13 protein-coding genes are annotated in these 16,735 nt (G+C 54.2%); 3 read left to right on the plus strand and 10 right to left on the minus strand.

The genetic code is table 11. The features are described 5' to 3' along the window. Positions 1 to 4 precede the first annotated feature (4 nt). Genes FB556_RS11530 through FB556_RS11540 form a run of 3 tightly spaced genes read right to left on the minus strand, consistent with a single transcriptional unit; the run spans position 5 to position 3,005 of the window. Positions 5 to 937: a type II secretion system F family protein gene (locus FB556_RS11530; protein ID WP_246057447.1), complete on the minus strand. Its 933-nt coding sequence runs from the start codon at positions 935 to 937 to the stop codon at positions 5 to 7. Further along, positions 934 to 1,782 (minus strand): type II secretion system F family protein, encoded by an 849-nt coding sequence (locus FB556_RS11535; RefSeq protein ID WP_141867877.1) that lies wholly within the window; start codon positions 1,780 to 1,782, stop codon positions 934 to 936. Before FB556_RS11535 ends, FB556_RS11530 begins: the two co-directional genes overlap by 4 nt. Then, entirely contained in the window at positions 1,779 to 3,005 is a 1,227-nt protein-coding gene (locus FB556_RS11540) for a TadA family conjugal transfer-associated ATPase (RefSeq protein ID WP_141867879.1), read from the minus strand. Before FB556_RS11540 ends, FB556_RS11535 begins: the two co-directional genes overlap by 4 nt. Positions 3,006 to 3,473: 468 nt before the next feature. On the opposite strand from FB556_RS11540, the gene FB556_RS11545 reads away from it, so the two are divergent. Further along, positions 3,474 to 6,182, plus strand: coding sequence for an FtsK/SpoIIIE domain-containing protein (locus tag FB556_RS11545; protein ID WP_170200459.1), 2,709 nt, complete (start codon positions 3,474 to 3,476; stop codon positions 6,180 to 6,182). Here FB556_RS11545 and FB556_RS11550 read toward each other — a convergent pair. The 4 genes from FB556_RS11550 to infC all read right to left on the minus strand — a co-directional run bounded on the left by FB556_RS11550 (position 6,164) and on the right by infC (position 8,555). Continuing rightward, positions 6,164 to 7,045 (minus strand): TrmH family RNA methyltransferase, encoded by an 882-nt coding sequence (locus tag FB556_RS11550; protein ID WP_141867883.1) that lies wholly within the window; start codon positions 7,043 to 7,045, stop codon positions 6,164 to 6,166. The genes FB556_RS11545 and FB556_RS11550 overlap by 19 nt on opposite strands. A 17-nt stretch (positions 7,046 to 7,062) precedes the next feature. Beyond that, positions 7,063 to 7,446, minus strand: a complete 384-nt coding sequence (rplT, locus tag FB556_RS11555) for a 50S ribosomal protein L20 (protein WP_141867885.1) — start codon at positions 7,444 to 7,446, stop codon at positions 7,063 to 7,065. A gap of 72 nt (positions 7,447 to 7,518) precedes the next feature. Then, complete coding sequence (rpmI, locus tag FB556_RS11560; protein WP_043058549.1) at positions 7,519 to 7,713, minus strand: 50S ribosomal protein L35; 195 nt, start codon at positions 7,711 to 7,713, stop codon at positions 7,519 to 7,521. 122 nt (positions 7,714 to 7,835) lie between these two features. Beyond that, a complete protein-coding gene (gene infC / locus FB556_RS11565) occupies positions 7,836 to 8,555 on the minus strand; it encodes a translation initiation factor IF-3 (protein WP_141867887.1) in 720 nt (239 codons plus the stop codon). Between the two features lie 347 nt (positions 8,556 to 8,902). On the opposite strand from infC, the gene FB556_RS11570 reads away from it, so the two are divergent. Next, on the plus strand, positions 8,903 to 9,289 hold the full coding sequence (locus tag FB556_RS11570) for a DUF1844 domain-containing protein (RefSeq protein WP_141867889.1): 387 nt from the start codon (positions 8,903 to 8,905) through the stop codon (positions 9,287 to 9,289). On the opposite strand, the gene FB556_RS11575 is transcribed toward FB556_RS11570, so the two are convergent. Beyond that, on the minus strand, positions 9,286 to 9,693 hold the full coding sequence (locus FB556_RS11575; protein WP_141867891.1) for a hypothetical protein: 408 nt from the start codon (positions 9,691 to 9,693) through the stop codon (positions 9,286 to 9,288). The genes FB556_RS11570 and FB556_RS11575 overlap by 4 nt on opposite strands. 340 nt (positions 9,694 to 10,033) lie before the next feature. Here FB556_RS11575 and FB556_RS11580 point away from each other — a divergent pair, with 340 nt between their 5' ends. Further along, positions 10,034 to 10,282 carry a WhiB family transcriptional regulator gene (locus tag FB556_RS11580; RefSeq protein WP_141867893.1) on the plus strand — a complete coding sequence of 83 codons (249 nt, stop codon included), beginning with the start codon at positions 10,034 to 10,036 and terminating at the stop codon, positions 10,280 to 10,282. Positions 10,283 to 10,345: 63 nt separating this feature from the next. On the opposite strand, the gene FB556_RS11585 is transcribed toward FB556_RS11580, so the two are convergent. Together FB556_RS11585 and FB556_RS11590 are read right to left on the minus strand one after the other, a co-directional pair. Then, positions 10,346 to 11,824: a sensor histidine kinase gene (locus tag FB556_RS11585; protein ID WP_141867895.1), complete on the minus strand. Its 1,479-nt coding sequence runs from the start codon at positions 11,822 to 11,824 to the stop codon at positions 10,346 to 10,348. Between the two features lie 48 nt (positions 11,825 to 11,872). Then, positions 11,873 to 16,732 carry an NAD-glutamate dehydrogenase gene (locus tag FB556_RS11590; RefSeq protein WP_141867898.1) on the minus strand — a complete coding sequence of 1,620 codons (4,860 nt, stop codon included), beginning with the start codon at positions 16,730 to 16,732 and terminating at the stop codon, positions 11,873 to 11,875. Between the last annotated feature and the right edge of the window lie 3 nt (positions 16,733 to 16,735).

Raw genomic sequence — 16,735 nt, forward strand, 5'->3', positions numbered from 1 at the left:
AAGGTCAGAGTCCGAGATTGAGTAATGAGAGTCCGGGGAAAACTGCAAAAACTACGGTCAATGGGAGAATGCCGAAGATTAAAGGCACAAGCATCGAGATTTCTTTTTTGCCCGCGAGCTCGAGCAGTTCACGTTTGGTCAATTCACGAACATCCCGAGCTTGGGCATACAACACAGCGGCCAACGGTGTGCCTCGTTCGTGCGCGACGGTCAGACCGGTAATAAAACGTTCTACCGGATGAAGTTTTAGCCGATCGGAGCATGAATTCAACGCGCTCGTCAGGCTGTCGCCAGAGCGGATATCAGCAAGCACGAGTTTGAACTCGTATGCGAGCTCGCCCCTGGCTGTGGTGGCTACCCGTTCGAGTGCACTATGTGCGGACTCGCCGGCAGCCACGGAAAGCGCCAGTAACTCAGCTACGGTTGGGAACTCAGCCAAGATCTTCGTTCGTCGTCGGTTTATTTGGGCGGTTAGAAGATTGTCTCGGGCGAAAAACGCGAGCACTGTGGCTATCGTGACGATAATCAGCCCAATGATCGGATTCAATGCGTGGTGTACAGCTGCCCAAATGCACCCGGAGATAGCTAGTATTGCCGCGCCGACCGCCATCATCAACTGTTGCGCACGATAGTCAGCGACGGTGAGGCGTGAACCAGCTTGTGCTAGCCGAGAGGTGAGCTGTGCGTTGCCAAGGTTCAGCTTATTGAGTTGGTCAACCCCAGCTTGTACCAAAGGCGTACTAATGGTCGACAGCGTACCGAACATTGGTAGCGTAGCCCGTTCGGTTGTTTCCGCGTTCATGTAGCCTCGCATCTGGGGTGCGACTCGTTCTGCCAAGCTTGACTTGTTGAACCGAATACCTGTCACTATCAGCATCGTCAAGCCCACAGCTCCGGCAATAGCCAAACCGATGGCCGACCACATCGCGGCATTCACAGAATTCTCCGTTCCGCTGGCAGGGATCCGATCTTCAGCATGAGTTGATAACAGATAACGGAAACACCCACGCCACCCATTAAGATGATCAGCCCGGTCACGGACTGATAGGCCACTGCTGCTTCGGGTTGCGTTACTAATAAGAGCAAAATTAGCCATGGAGCTACCACAGCGAGCCGTGCTCCGTTAACAGTCCAAGATTGCCGCGCTTCTAGTTCCGCTCTCGTCCGCGCATCATCGCGCAGGAAGTCAGACAGAGTTTCCAATAAGCGTCCGATGTCGGCGCCCCCTACCTCTCGGGTTACGTGCAGAGAGGCAATGAGACGGTCAGCTGTTGGATCCGCCAGTGAGTATTTCAGTCGCTCTAGAGCATCTGCGAACCGGGCCCCTGCGCGGTAATCAGCAGCGAATTCTTCAAACGGCACGCGGAGTTCATTGGGACCACGATCTGCTAGTTGAGTTAACGCCTCAGGCAGTGTCAATCCGGCCCGAACCGCTGAACGCAGGTTATCGATGGCATCAGGCCATATCTCTCGGAGAGCTGTTTGGCGCCGCTTGGCTTGCCACGACAATGCGGCCCACGGTGCAGCCGCTGCAAACAGCGCAAAACAGAGTGCCACGGGCATGGCACCAGTGAGAGCTGAAAGACTAATAAACACGACAGACGCCAACACCACCGAGAGCGTCACTACGCCTGAAACGCTAAGACGAGCTATGCCTGTCTGGGCAATAAGCTGCTGTGCTTTTGACGGGGGTCGATCCTTTGTTTTTTCTGAACGTGGCCAAAATGACCACCAGACGAGCAGTAACCCAGCGCCCAATACAAGACCCAGAAGGACGCTCATGCTGTCTCTCCAAGGACCGTTCGGATGTCGACTCCTGCGGCGGCAAACTTGGGATGTTCCATCAGGCCTGTTTGATTCAATGTCAGCTCACCGTCTAAGAACCGGAAGACTGGCGTCGATTCGATAATTCCTCCTTCGACACGGCTGCCAACCGCCAGAATCTCCGCCACATACCGATGCCCGTCATGATCGCGAGCGCAATGCACCACCAGGTCAAAACAACTAGCCACCGTGGGGGTCACAAAATCTCGGCTGATATTCTCCCCTGCCAGCAACGGCAGGGTACAGATCTTCGCGAGGGCGTCATGCGCTGAGTTAGCATGCACACTACACATGCCCGCTAGGCCTGCATTTAGCGCCACGAGCATGTCTAATGCCTCGGCTTCGCGTACTTCTCCGACAATAATGCGGTCAGGTCGCATCCGTAGTGCTTCTTTCACCAGTCTTCGTAGCGAAATCTCACCGACGCCCTCGAGGTTGGGTTGACGGCATTGCATATTAACGACGTCGCGTTGAGGGATCTTTAGTTCGAAAATTTCTTCTACAGTAATGACTCGCTCTCGTGGCCCAATCGAGGCTGAAAGGCAATTGAGCATGGTCGTCTTACCTGCCTGGGTGGCTCCCGAAACTAGGATATTTAGGCCTGCACTGACTGCTTTATCAAGGTAGGCGGCGGCCTGCGTGGTCAGGCTCCCCTTTTGCACGAGATCGGATAGCCGATGCGCGCGCACGACGAATTTCCGGATATTAACTGCCCAGTGTTTCGCGGTGATGTCGGGGATGACCACGTGAAGACGTGAACCATCGGGTAATGCGGCATCCACGAACGGAGTGGATAGATCGAGTCTTCTACCGCTTGTTTTAAGCATCTTTTCAACCAAGTCGGCTACTTGTTGTGACGTCAACGAAATGTTGGTCAATTCGGTGATCCCATTGCGAGCACAGAATATCTGTGTCGGCGAGTTGATCCACAGTTCCTCAACCTCGGGATCATCAAGCAGGGGCTGGAGTGGCCCGAAGCCTGCTACCGCATCAAAAATCGCTTGCCTCGTTGAATCTAAATCAGCAAGCACGGGTAGCGGAGACTGCAGGCTACGAGCGTCGTAGTCGGCGGCCGCTGATGCAACGAGAGCTCGGACTTCTTCGGGTTGTCCACTGGGATCAATGCCGCGAGTTCGAATCATCTCGCGGACTTCCAGTTCTAGCAACTGCCTGGCTTCCATGTATCTCCATACTCAACCAAAGTGTCTGCGACCTTGTGACACGATTCACTTTCTCCAAGTTACCTTGAAGTTTCAAGCCTTGATTGACGCCCTGTGGATAACAGCCATGACTTCCACTCTTTTCCACACTGTGTTCCCAGTGGGTTTCGCCATATACCGCAATGAGCGACCATAAGTGAATGGAACAGCGAAAGGGAAGGAATGTTACTGCAAATCTTTGGGTCTACGCGTCGTCCTACCTGGTGGCATTTAAACCGTATCCCGCTTGAAGGGGGTCAGGAATTGGCGATGCAACTACAGGTTGTGATTCCTGGTGCCAGCAAGTTGAAGTTTTTTGTACAGGGAGTACCTCTGGAGGAAATACCTGCGACGGATCTGTTAGATCTGTGGTCGCACGGAGTTGGGCGTCTGGTAGCGAAGCCGATAAATGCAGCTTCGCCATATAAGCCAGAGTCGAGATTACTGCTAGTGACCGCTGAAGGACCCGATTCGGGGCGAATGTTTCCCCTGACTCGGGTCAACCTCACAGTCGGAAGAAGTAGCGCACAAGCACAGATTCGAGATCCCTGGCTCTCTGCTCATGACTTCGATATTCGTTTATCCTCCAATGGCCCGATTATCACACCAGCACAGGGAAAACCCATTTACTGGAAAGCCGGTGAGACGTTCGTTGCTGGTACTACATCTTTCAAACTCCACCGAGGAGCGGGCGAACCACTTCGAATTCCCAAGCAGCCGAAAACTTTCGAAATCTCGTGCGGCCAACCGCCCTCACCGCCCAATGTACTGCTGCAAGTCATCGGAGCTGCTGCGCCGCTGATGATCGGCATAGTCCTCATGGTCGTCACCGGGATGTGGTATTTTCTACTGTTCTCTGGCATCTCCGTGATTATTGCTGTAGTACTTATCGCTCAATACCGAAGGTCTCGGAGGCGATTCGTTGAGAAAATACGGGCAGCTATTGAGGCGGCCGTTAGTGATTTTCACGGCAGCATCTTCACCCCAGAACAGATGATGTTAGCGTTAACCGCTGATGGGCCTGATCCTCTAGCTTTGGCGGGTTCTCAACCTCAGTATCCGGTCCTACACCTCGGTACCGGTGTACGCAAGGCAGCAATGCAACAGGTTGTTGAGACCCTCCGATGGCAGCCGCACCTCAGTGCGCGAGTTGATCTCGTGGTTCAGCTTAAGCCAGGCCATCGCACCGTAGTTACTGGAGATCCTGACATACTTCACGCGCTGAAAAACTGGACCATCGTTCAGTTGCTACGGCATGTGCGTGCTACAAGAAGCGGACTTGTAATTGACGGCGTTCACGTGGGCGGTTCACCGGTCGTGGAGATATCTCAGTATCCCAAAAAACCAGACGACTCGCATGTACACCACCTGATTTTCACCAGAGATACCGAGGTGGTGATTGACAGCCTTACGACACATATAGACCTTGCAGATCGAAGAATTGAAGGACCTTGGGTTGCAAGTGATGTCGTTCCGGCTGGAATGAGCCGAGCGTCTCTCGACCTGATCACCTACGAACTCGGGCTTGATCAACCCAACGATCAGTTGAGTTCTGATTATCTAGAGGTATCGCCACAATGTATGCGCGGACAGGCGATAACTGAACTAGTGACGAGTTTAGGGACAGGTTCCCTAGGCCTTAATATTGATCTTGTTCCCGACGGTCCGCATGTGCTTATCACCGGAACCACCGGTTCAGGCAAATCCGAGCTACTACTTACCTTGCTGGCGGGCCTTATAGAACGTTATCCCCCGTGCGAGGTCAGTATGATCCTATTGGATTTTAAGGGAGGCTCATCATTCAATGTACTAGCTCCACTTCCACACACTGTAAGCGTCGAGACCAACCATGTAGCAGCGACCTCGTTCAGGTCGCTCAAGGCCATCGCTGCCGAACTTTTTCGCAGAGAAAGTCTCTTTGCAGACCATCAAGTCGCCGATTATGCCGCGTTCCGGAGTAAAGCACCCCACATTGACTTACCGCGACTGGTCGTAGCGATCGACGAGCTTAGAGTGCTCATCGAACAGAACCCTGAGGCATCAACAATTCTTGCGCATCTCGCGTCGACCGGTCGATCGCTTGGATTTCATTTAGTTATCGCTACCCAGCGAACGCAAGGCGCCGTGAGTGCAGATATTCGCGCAAACATCGGTTCGCTGATCTGCCTGAGAACTGCGACAGAACACGACTCCTGGGAGGTTCTGGGAACTGCCGAAGCGTTTTCGATTTCCCCGACCACACCGGGGCGTGCCTATCACAAAGCGGGATCGAGTACGCCGCGATTATTTCAAACCTCACGATATCTGCTAAACGACGAGCCAATAGTCCTCCAACCTTGCGAGGCTAGCAAAGAGACCACATTGCCGGTGACGACGGACTGGCCCGCACTTATTCAAAGATTCCGGCAGCAGGCCGCGTCCCTACCTGTACCAGACCCGGTGCTATTACCAGCACTACCACAACAAATAGATAAGTCATTTCTGCACCTTTTGCCAGCCAGCATGGGTGCGAGTCCTATCGGGTTAGTCGATGACCCTACGCGATCTGCGCAATACCCAGTGTACCTGGGTCATACATCTGATCCAGGTGGACACCTGGTCCTTTCGGGCTCTGTGGCCTGGATAGGGTCGGCCGGCAGCGGCATCGCAGAGACACTAGCTGTTGTGGCGGAATATGTTGCGGGATCAGATGTCGAGACGGTTTTTCTCGACGGACGTCCTGTCGTTGGGGATCCGAACAGATGGGATACGTATCTTCACTACTCTGAGGCTAATGCCGATATTCTGCAGCACTTCATGGCAGATATCAAAGCAAGACTTCGTAGCAATACCACGGTTGTCATGATCATTGCAGACTGGGGCAGCTGGGCCAATGCCCTCGTGACAGGAAGCTTTCAGGGCTTTGATGAACAGCTGATCCACCTGTTGCGCCAGTACTCCATGAGCTTGAAAATATACGTGTTTGGCGGCCGTGAACTGGCAGGCGGACGACTTCTCGGGATGATCCCCGATCGATTTTACTTACCTAAGAACTCATCAACTGAACATCAGATGATTTGGCCCAAACTCGTGGAGATACCCTCGCTGATTTCACGGGCCGTCCTAGTGACAGCAGAGAAACCTAGCGGAGGGTGGGAAGTTCAACTAGCCGATGGTTGATGACGGCGCTGTGCCATTGCAGAAGAATATAGGCAAATTGTCGCCGCAGTCGAGACATTCAGTGACTCAGCTAAACCATATAGCGGGACTGCCACCCGTTGATCTGCAAGACCAAGTTCTGCCTCGTTGAGCCCTTGACCTTCATTACCGAACAGCCACGCCGTTGGTGCGTTGAGCAGAAAGGAGTCTGTTTGATCCAAGACGAGATTGCCATAGCCATCGGCAGCCCAGGTTTGTCCCTGAAAGGATCCAACAAATGATTCAAGGTCTACCCGGGTATAAACAGGTAGGTGAAACAATGAACCAGCCGTAGACCGAACAGTTTTGGGATTATAAATATCGACTGTCCCGGGGGTTGCGAACACGTAGTCCGCACCAGACGCATCGGCGGCCCGAATGATCGTTCCGACATTCCCAGGATCTTGAATCCTTACCATCCCTGCAACCAACGCGGCCTGCTGCGGGGGCGGTGAATTACCCGGAGGGATATTAACTACGACCAAGATGTCCTGGTGTACCACAGCATCAGACATGGCTTGCAGTACTTCGTTGGAAGTTTCAGCAATAAAGACGTTGGAGGGTAGTTGATGCACCAGAGCAGAGAGTGCCGGCTGCGAGACCAATAGTTGGCGCGTGAAATAGACTTCGGCAACGGTCTCTCCGACAGGCCACATTTGGCGTGTCGAGTTAGACAGCTCAAGTAGGCCCAGGTGTACACGGATAGCTTCGGTCGCCGACTGTGGGCCTTCTGCAAGAAACTGCTGCCTACGGTTTCGAACAGCAGAACGCCCCGCCAACTGAGCGACCCGCTTCACGCGATCCGCGTGGGGGTTGTCCATCAGATTGACGGGGCGTTTTGTCATGTACTGAGTGCTAAATGTTACTTAGCGACTGGTGCGTTCACGTCTGCTGGCAGCGCTTCTTTTGCCATTTTGACTAGAGCGGAGAAGGTCTCTGCGTCAGACACAGCGATTTGGGCCAGCATGCGACGGTCCAATTCGATTTCAGCCAGTTTCAGACCTTGGATGAAGCGATTATATGTCATACCGTTAGCACGTGCGGCGGCATTGATGCGGGTAATCCACAGACGACGGAAATCGCCTTTACGTTTGCGACGGTGCTGATAGTTGTAGACAAACGAGTGCAGCAGCTGTTCATGTGCTTTACGGTACAAACGTGAGCGCTGACCGCGGTAGCCTTTAGCGCGCTGCAGTACTGTGCGACGCTTCTTTTTTGCGTTAATCGAACGTTTGACACGTGCCATGCGTTCTACTCCTTATTTATGATTTCCCAGAGTGGGAAGAAAACTGATGGTGATGATACCTATAGCAGGGTGCTAAATACCCAGCATGCGACGGATACGTGCAACGTCGGCTTTAGCCAGGGCGACGTCTGGTTTCAGACGGCGCTTGTAGCGTGAAGATTTGTGCTCCAGGTAGTGACGGCGGTTTGCACGTTCGCGCATCAGCTTTCCCGACCCAGTCACGCGGAAGCGCTTACGGGCACCGTTGTGAGTCTTCATTTTCGGCATAGTGGCCGTTCTCCTTATCGTTGTCGGCTGGCTTCCGCAAGAAACCAGTCTCAGTCTTGTAGCAAGACTTAATGTCCCGGAACCGAGATCAGCTCGGGAAATTCTTCGTTAACTCGAACTGACTATTGCATTGGTCCAGGCTTTGGACCATCGTTTACCTGGGTGGCTTGCTGTTTCAGTTCGTCTGGCATGGCATCAGCAATTGAGTTTTTGGGCTCAGCTTGCTGCGCATCTTCTTCGCGGGCTTGACGAGCGGCTGCTGCTGCTCGATCTCGTCGGGAGCCTCCACCCTGACGTGGCTTGTGGTCTCCGCCCTTGCCACGGCTGGCTTGAGCACCCTTCAAGGGACCAATAACCATGACCATGTTTCGTCCGTCTTGACGGGGCTTAGACTCAACCTCGCCGAATTCGGCCACGTCATCAGCGAAGCGTTCCAACAAGTGGACACCGAATTCAGGGCGTTGCTGTTCGCGGCCACGGAACTGGATCATCGCTTTGACTTTGTCGCCAGCTTTGAGGAATTTCTGCGCCTGCGAGACCTTAGTCTGATAGTCGTGGTCCTCAATCTTTAGGCGGAAGCGGACTTCCTTCAGCTGGGTGGTTGCCTGGTTTCGGCGGGACTGACGAGCTTTAACTGCCGCTTCGTACTTCCACTTACCGAAATCCATCAGTTTCGCAACCGGTGGCTTGGCCTTCGGGGCCACTTCCACTAGATCTAAATCAGCTTCAACGGCCAACCGCAACGCATCTTCAATGCGCACGATTCCGACCTGTTCACCCTCTGGGCCAACCAACCGGACCTCGGGCACGCGAATGCGTTCGTTTACTCTTGGCTCGCTAATGAGATGTCTCCTTGCTTAGGTGAAATGCTGGTAGTCACCACTCCCGCTGGTGTACTTCCAGGGCAAGGCATAAAAAATGCCTCCCTGTAAAGACAGTGGAGGCCAAATCGTTGCACCAATGTGCATTCGATTCATGGGGTGCAGTTCTCGCTTGCATCCGGTCTACCCGATAACAAGACCTAAATCCGTCGGCGGGTGGGAGGAAACCTCCACTTGTCATACGCCGGTTAACTCTATCATGATCGAACATGAACCTCAATTCGAGGTAAGCACGTCAACGCTCCTCTCTGCACGAAAAGTACGTCCAACAGAAATCTTCGCGTAGGAGATGTGCCAAGCTTAGACGTATGACTGAACCACATGATCACACCGGAGACGGTGTTTATGAATTCGGCCTGGATGACGTCGAGAATCAAGTTCGCGAGATTCACGAAGTACCGGCCGCGGAAGTAATCTCAACTACAGCTGTACACCTGATGACGGCGGCTGCAGTTAAGCTCGGCCTCGGCGATATGCCAAATGCCAGGGATCACATCGACCTTGACGAGGCGCGTAAACTGATCACTGCACTTGCCGGCTTGATTGTCGCAGGAGCCCCTGACATGGGTTCAGCCCATGCTGCACCACTTCGCGATGGTCTGCGAACCCTCCAACTGGCGTTCCGCGAGGAGTCCATCGTACCTGACCCGCCAGGTCAAGGGCCCGGCGAAAAATACACCGGACCCGTCAACTAGCTGTCGTGACTCCGGCGCTGAACGAGATGGTTGTTCAACGCCGGAGTAAAGAGCAAAATAAGCACGACCCCACCGGAGAAGATAAGCGCGCTCCCCAGCAAGATGTCGCCGAGCTGGAAATACGTGAACGACAAGATCACGGCCAACACTTCTGCAACGATGAGTGCACCTCGTGGCCATGCTTTGCCTTTATATACGCCAACTGCGGCAGCGATCAACCAGACCATGCCCAGCAGGTACAAGAACACTAGAAAAATTATCGCTGATACCGGCAGCTGACCTGATCCGCTCCCCACGATTGTCAAAACGGCGTTGACTAGAAGCGCGACGGCTTGACCTAAGACCACCAGAACCACGACTTTGATAAGCAAGGGTCTCTGAGTGCTCTGTGGTGTTTGTGACATGCCATAACTCCATGACTAAATATCGATTGTAAGACGAACTCATTCTCCGTCAGAGCGTATCTTGATTCACTCGCCGTTAATGTGACCGTCGCACCAACGCTATTCACATTTAGCCCCGAATGTGACTAATGCCTCCCGGTTTTGGAGAAGTTTCTCGAAAAAGCTCTTGAACCGATGAACACTCCATGGAAAGCTGGTTCATAACACACTAATGGAGATCCGTAATTAGTTTGTCCTTCTGGGACAGACTACGTGTCACTGAGACTAAAGCGTTTTAAATTACCGATCACTAGTCACTTTTATTTCACGCCTACATAGGCGTTTTTAGGGAGCGATCATAATGGATTGGCGCAGTAAAGCAGCCTGTCTTGACAAGGACCCAGAACTCTTCTTCCCAGTCGGTAATACCGGCCCTGCCTTATTGCAGATCGAAGAAGCTAAAGCAATCTGCCGTACCTGCCCAGTTCTAGAAGTATGCCTGCAATGGGCGATTGAATCCGGACAAGATTCCGGTGTGTGGGGCGGTATGAGTGAAGACGAACGTCGTGCGCTGAAACGTCGTAAGGCCCGCGCCCGCCGCGCTTCCTAATCGCAGAAACCTCACAAGGTCGGTGTTACACGCAGTGCGACACCGACCTTGTCTTCTCCAAACTTAATGATCAAGTGGGACGGATACCACCGCTCGCGTACCGGCTGCTCCGTGCTTGTCGGGCAGTTGCCGTTCCCAACTAATTGAACCGTGAAGATCAGACTCCACAAGGGTCCGAACAATCTGGGTACCCAAACCGCTACCGATAGTTGCGGTTACTTCCACCCCATCGACGATACCTTCATCAATAACTTCGAGTTTCAGATAGGGGTGCGGTTGCCCCGGAGCATGAGTTCGTTTTATGACCAACGAAACCATTCCGCCGTCCGGACCCGTGCCATGTTCAACAGCATTGGTAGCTAACTCGTTGACCACAAGCGCTAACGGAGTAGCCAAGTGCCCAGGCAGCTGTCCAAAGCTTCCTTGAATTTGAGTAGATACGGATCGTGAGCCGGCGGCTATATCAACGGCCATTGTGAATTGACGATTCAGTAAGTCATCCATGTCTACAGTTGCTTCCATGGTTTGTGACAGTGTCTCGTGGACCAAAGCAATCGCGTCTACTCTTGACATGGCTTGTAATAAGGCTTGGCGCGCGTCGTCTGATTTCATTCGACGTGACTGCATTCGTAGCAGTGAACCAACGGTTTGTAGATTGTTCTTCACCCGGTGGTGGATTTCTCGAATCGTGGCATCTTTACTGATGAGTTGTTCATCGCGACGACGGATTTCGGTGATGTCACGGAGTAACACAAGAGCAGCGAAGTGTTCTCCGTGGCTGTCCAGCAAAGGGATGGAACGTGCGGACAACACAGTGTTACGGGTTTCTATGTCGACTCGTGCTGATTGCCGTCCGAACAGAACGGCGGGCATAATCTCATCGAGTGGCATATTTGCATCAAGCTGATTTGTCACTAATCGCGATAGCTGTCTCCCATCGACTGCATCCCGGATGCCGAGTTTTCGAAATGCAGAGGTCGCGTTGGGAGATGCATACGTGATCAGTCCATGGGCGTCGATACGGACCAGCCCATCCCCGACCCGAGGGTTGCCGTGGCTCGTGGACGAAGCTTTGGAATCTTGAGCGGGCCATGTCCCGTTGCCGATCATCACGAAAAGATCGTTTGCGGACTGTCGGTAAACCTCTTCAAGCCTTGACGTGTGGCGCTGTGAGACCAAGTTTTGATGTACGGTCACCACCGCAATGGTCTGTGCCTTCCAAACCACCGGCCAGGCAGAGACTCCGGGTGGGCCAGCAATGTCGTCGTTAGTCGCTGTGACTGGTTGACCCGTAGCAAATACACGGTCCAGCACCGGACCGATACTGGCCGGTGGAACCGTCCCCGTCATGTCTTGTGGCAGCGTCGTCTGCGCCGTAACAGGTCGAGCCTGGGCTATGGCTTGATACGACTCATTACGGGGATACCACAGGACCACATCGCAAAACGAAAGATCAGCAGCAATCTGCCACTCCGCTTTAATGAGTTCCAGATGTGGGGTGTGCTGCTGGTCAACAAAAGACCCGGGAGTCGAGGTATGCATAGTTGTAGCGTAGTCTCGACTCCCGGGTTTCGCGAAGCTGGCGAGGAGTTACAGGATCAGGCTGCGTAGTCGGCGCATGACCACCGTCAACATGGCAAGGTCCGTATCTTCATTCGTGGTGGCGTAAACATCGAATTGCTCAGTCACGTGGGCTAGGAAGCTCCGAACGCGTGCCACACGTCGTAAGTGATCCGATTCCCAGTGAGCCAGCGCCTCGGACGGCGTACGTTCCTCAATGCCTTCGGTCGTGAGAACTTCACCAGTAAGTTCGGTGAGCCAGGAGTACAACTCTTCGCGCATCGAAACTCTTGATAGCGATTCCCAACGGGTTTCTCGAGACAGGCCACTGATGAGATCCAGCAGATAACTGACGTTGAACTCATCATGGAGTGCAAAGAAGATGCCGATGACACGCTTGGGATCTTCATCCAGACGAGCGGCCAAGTCCACGATATCCATCAACGAATAGGCTTCAAACATCCGTGACGTTCGAACAGCAAGCTGCGGCTCAAATCCGGCTTCAATCAAGCGATCCCGATCAGACTCAAACCGTCGCTTCGTATCGCCTACAAACGCACCATTGATTTCTGGCAGTAGTTCGGTGACGGGCTTCAAGTATGCCGAAATACGTTGCTGCATGGTGAGGTCCGCGCGCTGGTGTTGGATGATCCACCTGGTGATGCGATCGGTTAGACGCCGCAGGCGGAAACCGATTTCCCAACGAATATCGGGGTCTACGGTTTTAGGTAACGCATCGAGTTCTCCCCGGTATTCGTTCACCTCATAGATCCACTGCCCGGCTAGGAACGATTCAACGATGGTATGAGCATCGGCTCCGGTTTCTTCTTGTGCACGAAATACCGTGGTGATGCCCCCGGTGTCGATGACGTGGTTGGCGACCTTCATGGCAATAATTTCTTTAGCCAGAGGATGATTCAATACGGTTTTGCCGGCCCGTTGCTGCAGCGTCTTCGGAAAGTATGCGTATAACCAGTCGTTGAACCACTCGTCGTCGACCATCGGTGAGTTCAACAGATCGTGCATCAACTGGATCTTGGTATAGGACGCCAGGATTGCTAACTCCGGAGTGACGAACCCTTTGCCTTGTTCCATACGCTCTCGAAGTTCGTCTTCGGAAGGAATAGCCTCTTGTTCTCGGTCTAGCCCGGCGTGTTCTTCAAGCCAGGCGGTATGCCGAATCAGGGTTGGCGTCCACTCGGCGTCGAGACCTTCTTCTAGGCGCAACAAAGCATTCTGGGCCACGTTGGTTTCCAGCACGAGCTCTGCGACCTCATCGGTCATCGACAATAGCAACTCAGTGCGTTCTTCTGGGTTGAGGATTTCTTCTTCAAGCATCGTATCAATCAAGATCTTGATATTGACTTCGTGATCCGATGCATCAACGCCACCTGAGTTATCGATCGCGTCCATATTGATCAACACCCCGCTGAGGGCTGCTTCAACGCGACCAGCCTGAGTAGCGCCGAGGTTCCCGCCTTCACCAACGACTCGAGCACGCACTTCAGAGCCGTTGACGCGAATTGGATCGTTGGCACGGTCTCCGACGTCGTCGTGGGTTTCTTCCGTGGATTTGATGTAGGTCCCAATACCGCCGTTATACAGGAGGTCGACCGGCGCTTGCAGGACCGCTTTGAGCAGCTCATTTGGGGTCATTTCGGTGACCGTCGTGGGGATATCAAAGACCTTACGCATCTCATCAGTGATCTCCACGGACCGGGCGGTACGGTCAAATACGCCACCACCTGTCGATATCAGTTCCGGGTTGTAGTCACTCCACGACGAGCGCGGGAGATTGTAGAGTCGTTCGCGTTCATTGAAAGCAACTTCCGGATCAGGATTAGGGTCAATGAAGATGTGCAAGTGGTTGAATGCGGCCACAAGCTTCGTCTTGACGGACCGGCGCATCCCGTTGCCGAACACGTCCCCGGACATATCGCCGATACCGACGACGGTGAACGGTTCGGTCGCAACGTCGACGCCGAGCGTGCCGAAGTGCGATGTCACTGACTCCCAAGCCCCTCGAGCGGTGATGCCCATCCCTTTGTGGTCGTAGCCCACAGAGCCACCGGACGCGAAGGCATCCCCCAGCCAGTGGCCGTATTCGGCTGCGATTTCGTTGGCGGTGTCCGAGAATCCTGCGGTACCTTTATCGGCCGCTACGACCAGGTAGGTGTCGGTCTCGTCGTGGCGGATGATGTTCTCTCGTGTCCAGGTGACCCGTTGTCCTTCGATGGTGCGCTGGTTATCGGTGATGTCCAGCATGGCGCGCATGAAGGTTTTATACGCTTCGCGACCCGCCTCGACCCAGGCTTCGCGATCGACAGAAGGGTCGGGCAACCGGTGGGCATAGAACCCACCTTTGGCACCTTGGGGCACGATGACTGCGTTCTTGGTTTGTTGGGTCTGCACGAGCGACAAAACCTCGGTGCGGAAGTCCTCTCGCCGGTCCGACCACCGCAGCCCGCCGCGAGCAATCGCTCCGAAACGGAAATGCACACCTGATACTTGCGGTGAGTGGACCCAGATTTCGTGGAGGGGCCGCGGGTGTGGAGCGAAGGGGATACGTTGCGGTGCGATCTTGAAGCTCAACCAGTCATGGCCGGTGTAGGCATTTGTCCTATCGGTGGCCTGCATGACCGTCAAATAGTGCCGCAGTAACCGGTCGGCGTCCAGGGTGGGGATTTTCTCGAAGCGTTCCTGGAGGTTGGCCACGATCTCGTCGAGTTTATCGAGTCGCTCCTGCGATACTGCTCCATCATTTTCTTCACCCACCCCCGTAAGGTCTGGGTCAAAACGGGTTTGGAAATAGTCCACGAGCCCTGCGGTGACGCCGGGGTTTGCCAGGAGTACTTCTGCCATAAATTGCAACGAGTTGGGTAGTTGCAGTTGCCGCAAATAGTGGCCGTATGCGCGCAAGACTGCGACCATTTCGGGTGAAACGCCCTGGTGCAGCACCAGTTTGTTGAAAGCATCAGCTTCGATATGGCCGGTAATCGCCGACGCCACCGTGTCTTCAAGCAGTTGTGCAACGCTGGAAAGGTTGACGTCATCGCCCGCTAGCAATCCGACGTCGTAGAGGTAATAGTGTTCACGATTGCGCGGAGCAATGCGGAACGGATATTCATCAGTGACCTCAACACCTAATTCCCCCAAGATCGGCATCAAGGTAGTCAAGGTGATCGGCTGGGCCGAATAGATCTTCATCCGTGCACCGGTCTCGCCGGGCACCAGATAGATAGCGGGGCGATCGTCTTCAAGCGCGGTGAAACGCGATATATCTTCCATCGCATCGTCGATTTCAAAGCGCACGCGATAGTTGGGCGGGAAGGCTTCATCCCAGACTTGTGCTGCCTCGACCCCGGAGTTTTCGCCGAAGACGGCGACCGCTTGGATGTCGACGCCTTCTTTCCAGGACCGTACGGCCATCACGAGGTCTTCTTCGATCTGGTCGTGGTCCACCCGGTCGTAACCGTCCCAGTCCTTGGGCAGCTGGATGCGATAGAACAATCGGGCTAAGACGGACTCGTCCAGGTAGACATTGACGTCAAGAGATGTGGCATTGAGGTGGTCCACGAGGACCTCTTGGATACGCAACCGCACGGAGGTGTTGTAACGATCGCGAGGTAAATACACCATGGCGGTCATGAATCGGCCATAGATATCTGGTCTTAGAAACAGCCGTGTTTTCCGACGCTCCCCCAGAGACAAGATGCCAAGCATCGTGTCTAGCAGTTCCCTGGGGCTCATTTGCATCATCTCGTCCCGCGGATACCGTTCCAGCTCAAGGTTCAGCGCGGCACCTGAGTGCGACTGCGGGTCAAATCCCGCTGCAGCACGAACTTGTTCGGCCAACTCGTGGGCATAGGGCACCTGGTCGATTGGAACCGAACTCAAGGTGGGTCGCCAGAGTCCAATGAAGCGCCGCTCCCCTACCGCTTCACCATCTGCATCGTATTTTTTGGCGCCGATGTAGTCCATGTAGGCATTGCGATACACCCTGGATCGGGAGTTTGTTTTCGTGATGATCAGCGGCTGCGGTTTGTCGATCTGTTGTTGGCCGAGAGCAGTCAGTGGTTGCGCCGTTGATTCCTGGTCACGCATAATGCCCAGCCCGGTTCCCCTCTGGGCTGCTAGGTACTGTTGCCCCTGCTCATTCGTGTCAAGGTCGTATTCGCGATACCCAAGGAACACAAAGTTATCATCGCGCATCCACTCCAGTAGTCGAGCCGCTGCCTCAATATCCTGGGCCGACTCCGGGCCTTCGGTTCGCAGCGCCTCAGCTGCATGGGTCACAGCCTGTTTGAGGGCGTCGAAATCACGATTGGCAGCGCGTACGTCTGCCAGGGATGCTTCAACAGCCTCGACTAGGGCTTCGGCTTGGTCCGGTTGAAGTGGCATCCCAGTTTGAATTGATATCCAGGACTGCAGCTCCGCGTGATAGCCCTGAGGTGCCGGTGGCAGTTGTTCCAGGGGCATGACTTGGTCCCCGGAGATCCGCGGCGGGTGGGCGGGAAGTTCGAAAATATCGGTGAGACGTCCATCGTCATTGGCGTGCTGGGCAACAACAATGGGGTGCACGATCACCGAGATCGGCACGTCCATTTTATTGAGCTCGGCAGACACCGAGTCAACCAGGTACCGAATGTCTGGATGCACCACCTGAATCACGGCGTGACGCGGATAATGTCGAACAGCAATTTTCGGTTCGCCGCCAGCCTCTACGGCCAATTCGAGGTGGCCTTGCACCATCTCTGCACGACCTTGCTCACCGAGAACCCGTTCATCGTCTGGGCCGACATGCCTGAAATAGGCTTGAGCCAGTTTCTCGGTCGCTTCTACGGGACTATCAGTGGACGGCGCTGTCCACAACGGTTCATTCGCGGGCATGAA

The organism is Enteractinococcus coprophilus (assembly GCF_006716305.1).
GTDB classification, from domain to species: Bacteria; Actinomycetota; Actinomycetes; order Actinomycetales; family Micrococcaceae; genus Yaniella; species Yaniella coprophila.

Excerpts from the sequence above, each read along its gene's own strand:
- FB556_RS11590 (WP_141867898.1), bottom strand. The coding sequence starts at position 16,732 with ATGCCCGCGAATGAACCGTTGTGGACAGCGCCGTCCACTGATAGTCCC.
- FB556_RS11540 (WP_141867879.1), bottom strand. The coding sequence starts at position 3,005 with ATGGAAGCCAGGCAGTTGCTAGAACTGGAAGTCCGCGAGATGATTCGA.
- FB556_RS11535 (WP_141867877.1), bottom strand. The coding sequence starts at position 1,782 with ATGAGCGTCCTTCTGGGTCTTGTATTGGGCGCTGGGTTACTGCTCGTC.
- FB556_RS11570 (WP_141867889.1), top strand. The coding sequence starts at position 8,903 with ATGACTGAACCACATGATCACACCGGAGACGGTGTTTATGAATTCGGC.
- FB556_RS11575 (WP_141867891.1), bottom strand. The coding sequence starts at position 9,693 with ATGTCACAAACACCACAGAGCACTCAGAGACCCTTGCTTATCAAAGTC.
- rplT (WP_141867885.1), bottom strand. The coding sequence starts at position 7,446 with ATGGCACGTGTCAAACGTTCGATTAACGCAAAAAAGAAGCGTCGCACA.
- FB556_RS11550 (WP_141867883.1), bottom strand. The coding sequence starts at position 7,045 with ATGACAAAACGCCCCGTCAATCTGATGGACAACCCCCACGCGGATCGC.
- FB556_RS11585 (WP_141867895.1), bottom strand. The coding sequence starts at position 11,824 with ATGCATACCTCGACTCCCGGGTCTTTTGTTGACCAGCAGCACACCCCA.
- FB556_RS11580 (WP_141867893.1), top strand. The coding sequence starts at position 10,034 with ATGGATTGGCGCAGTAAAGCAGCCTGTCTTGACAAGGACCCAGAACTC.
- rpmI (WP_043058549.1), bottom strand. The coding sequence starts at position 7,713 with ATGCCGAAAATGAAGACTCACAACGGTGCCCGTAAGCGCTTCCGCGTG.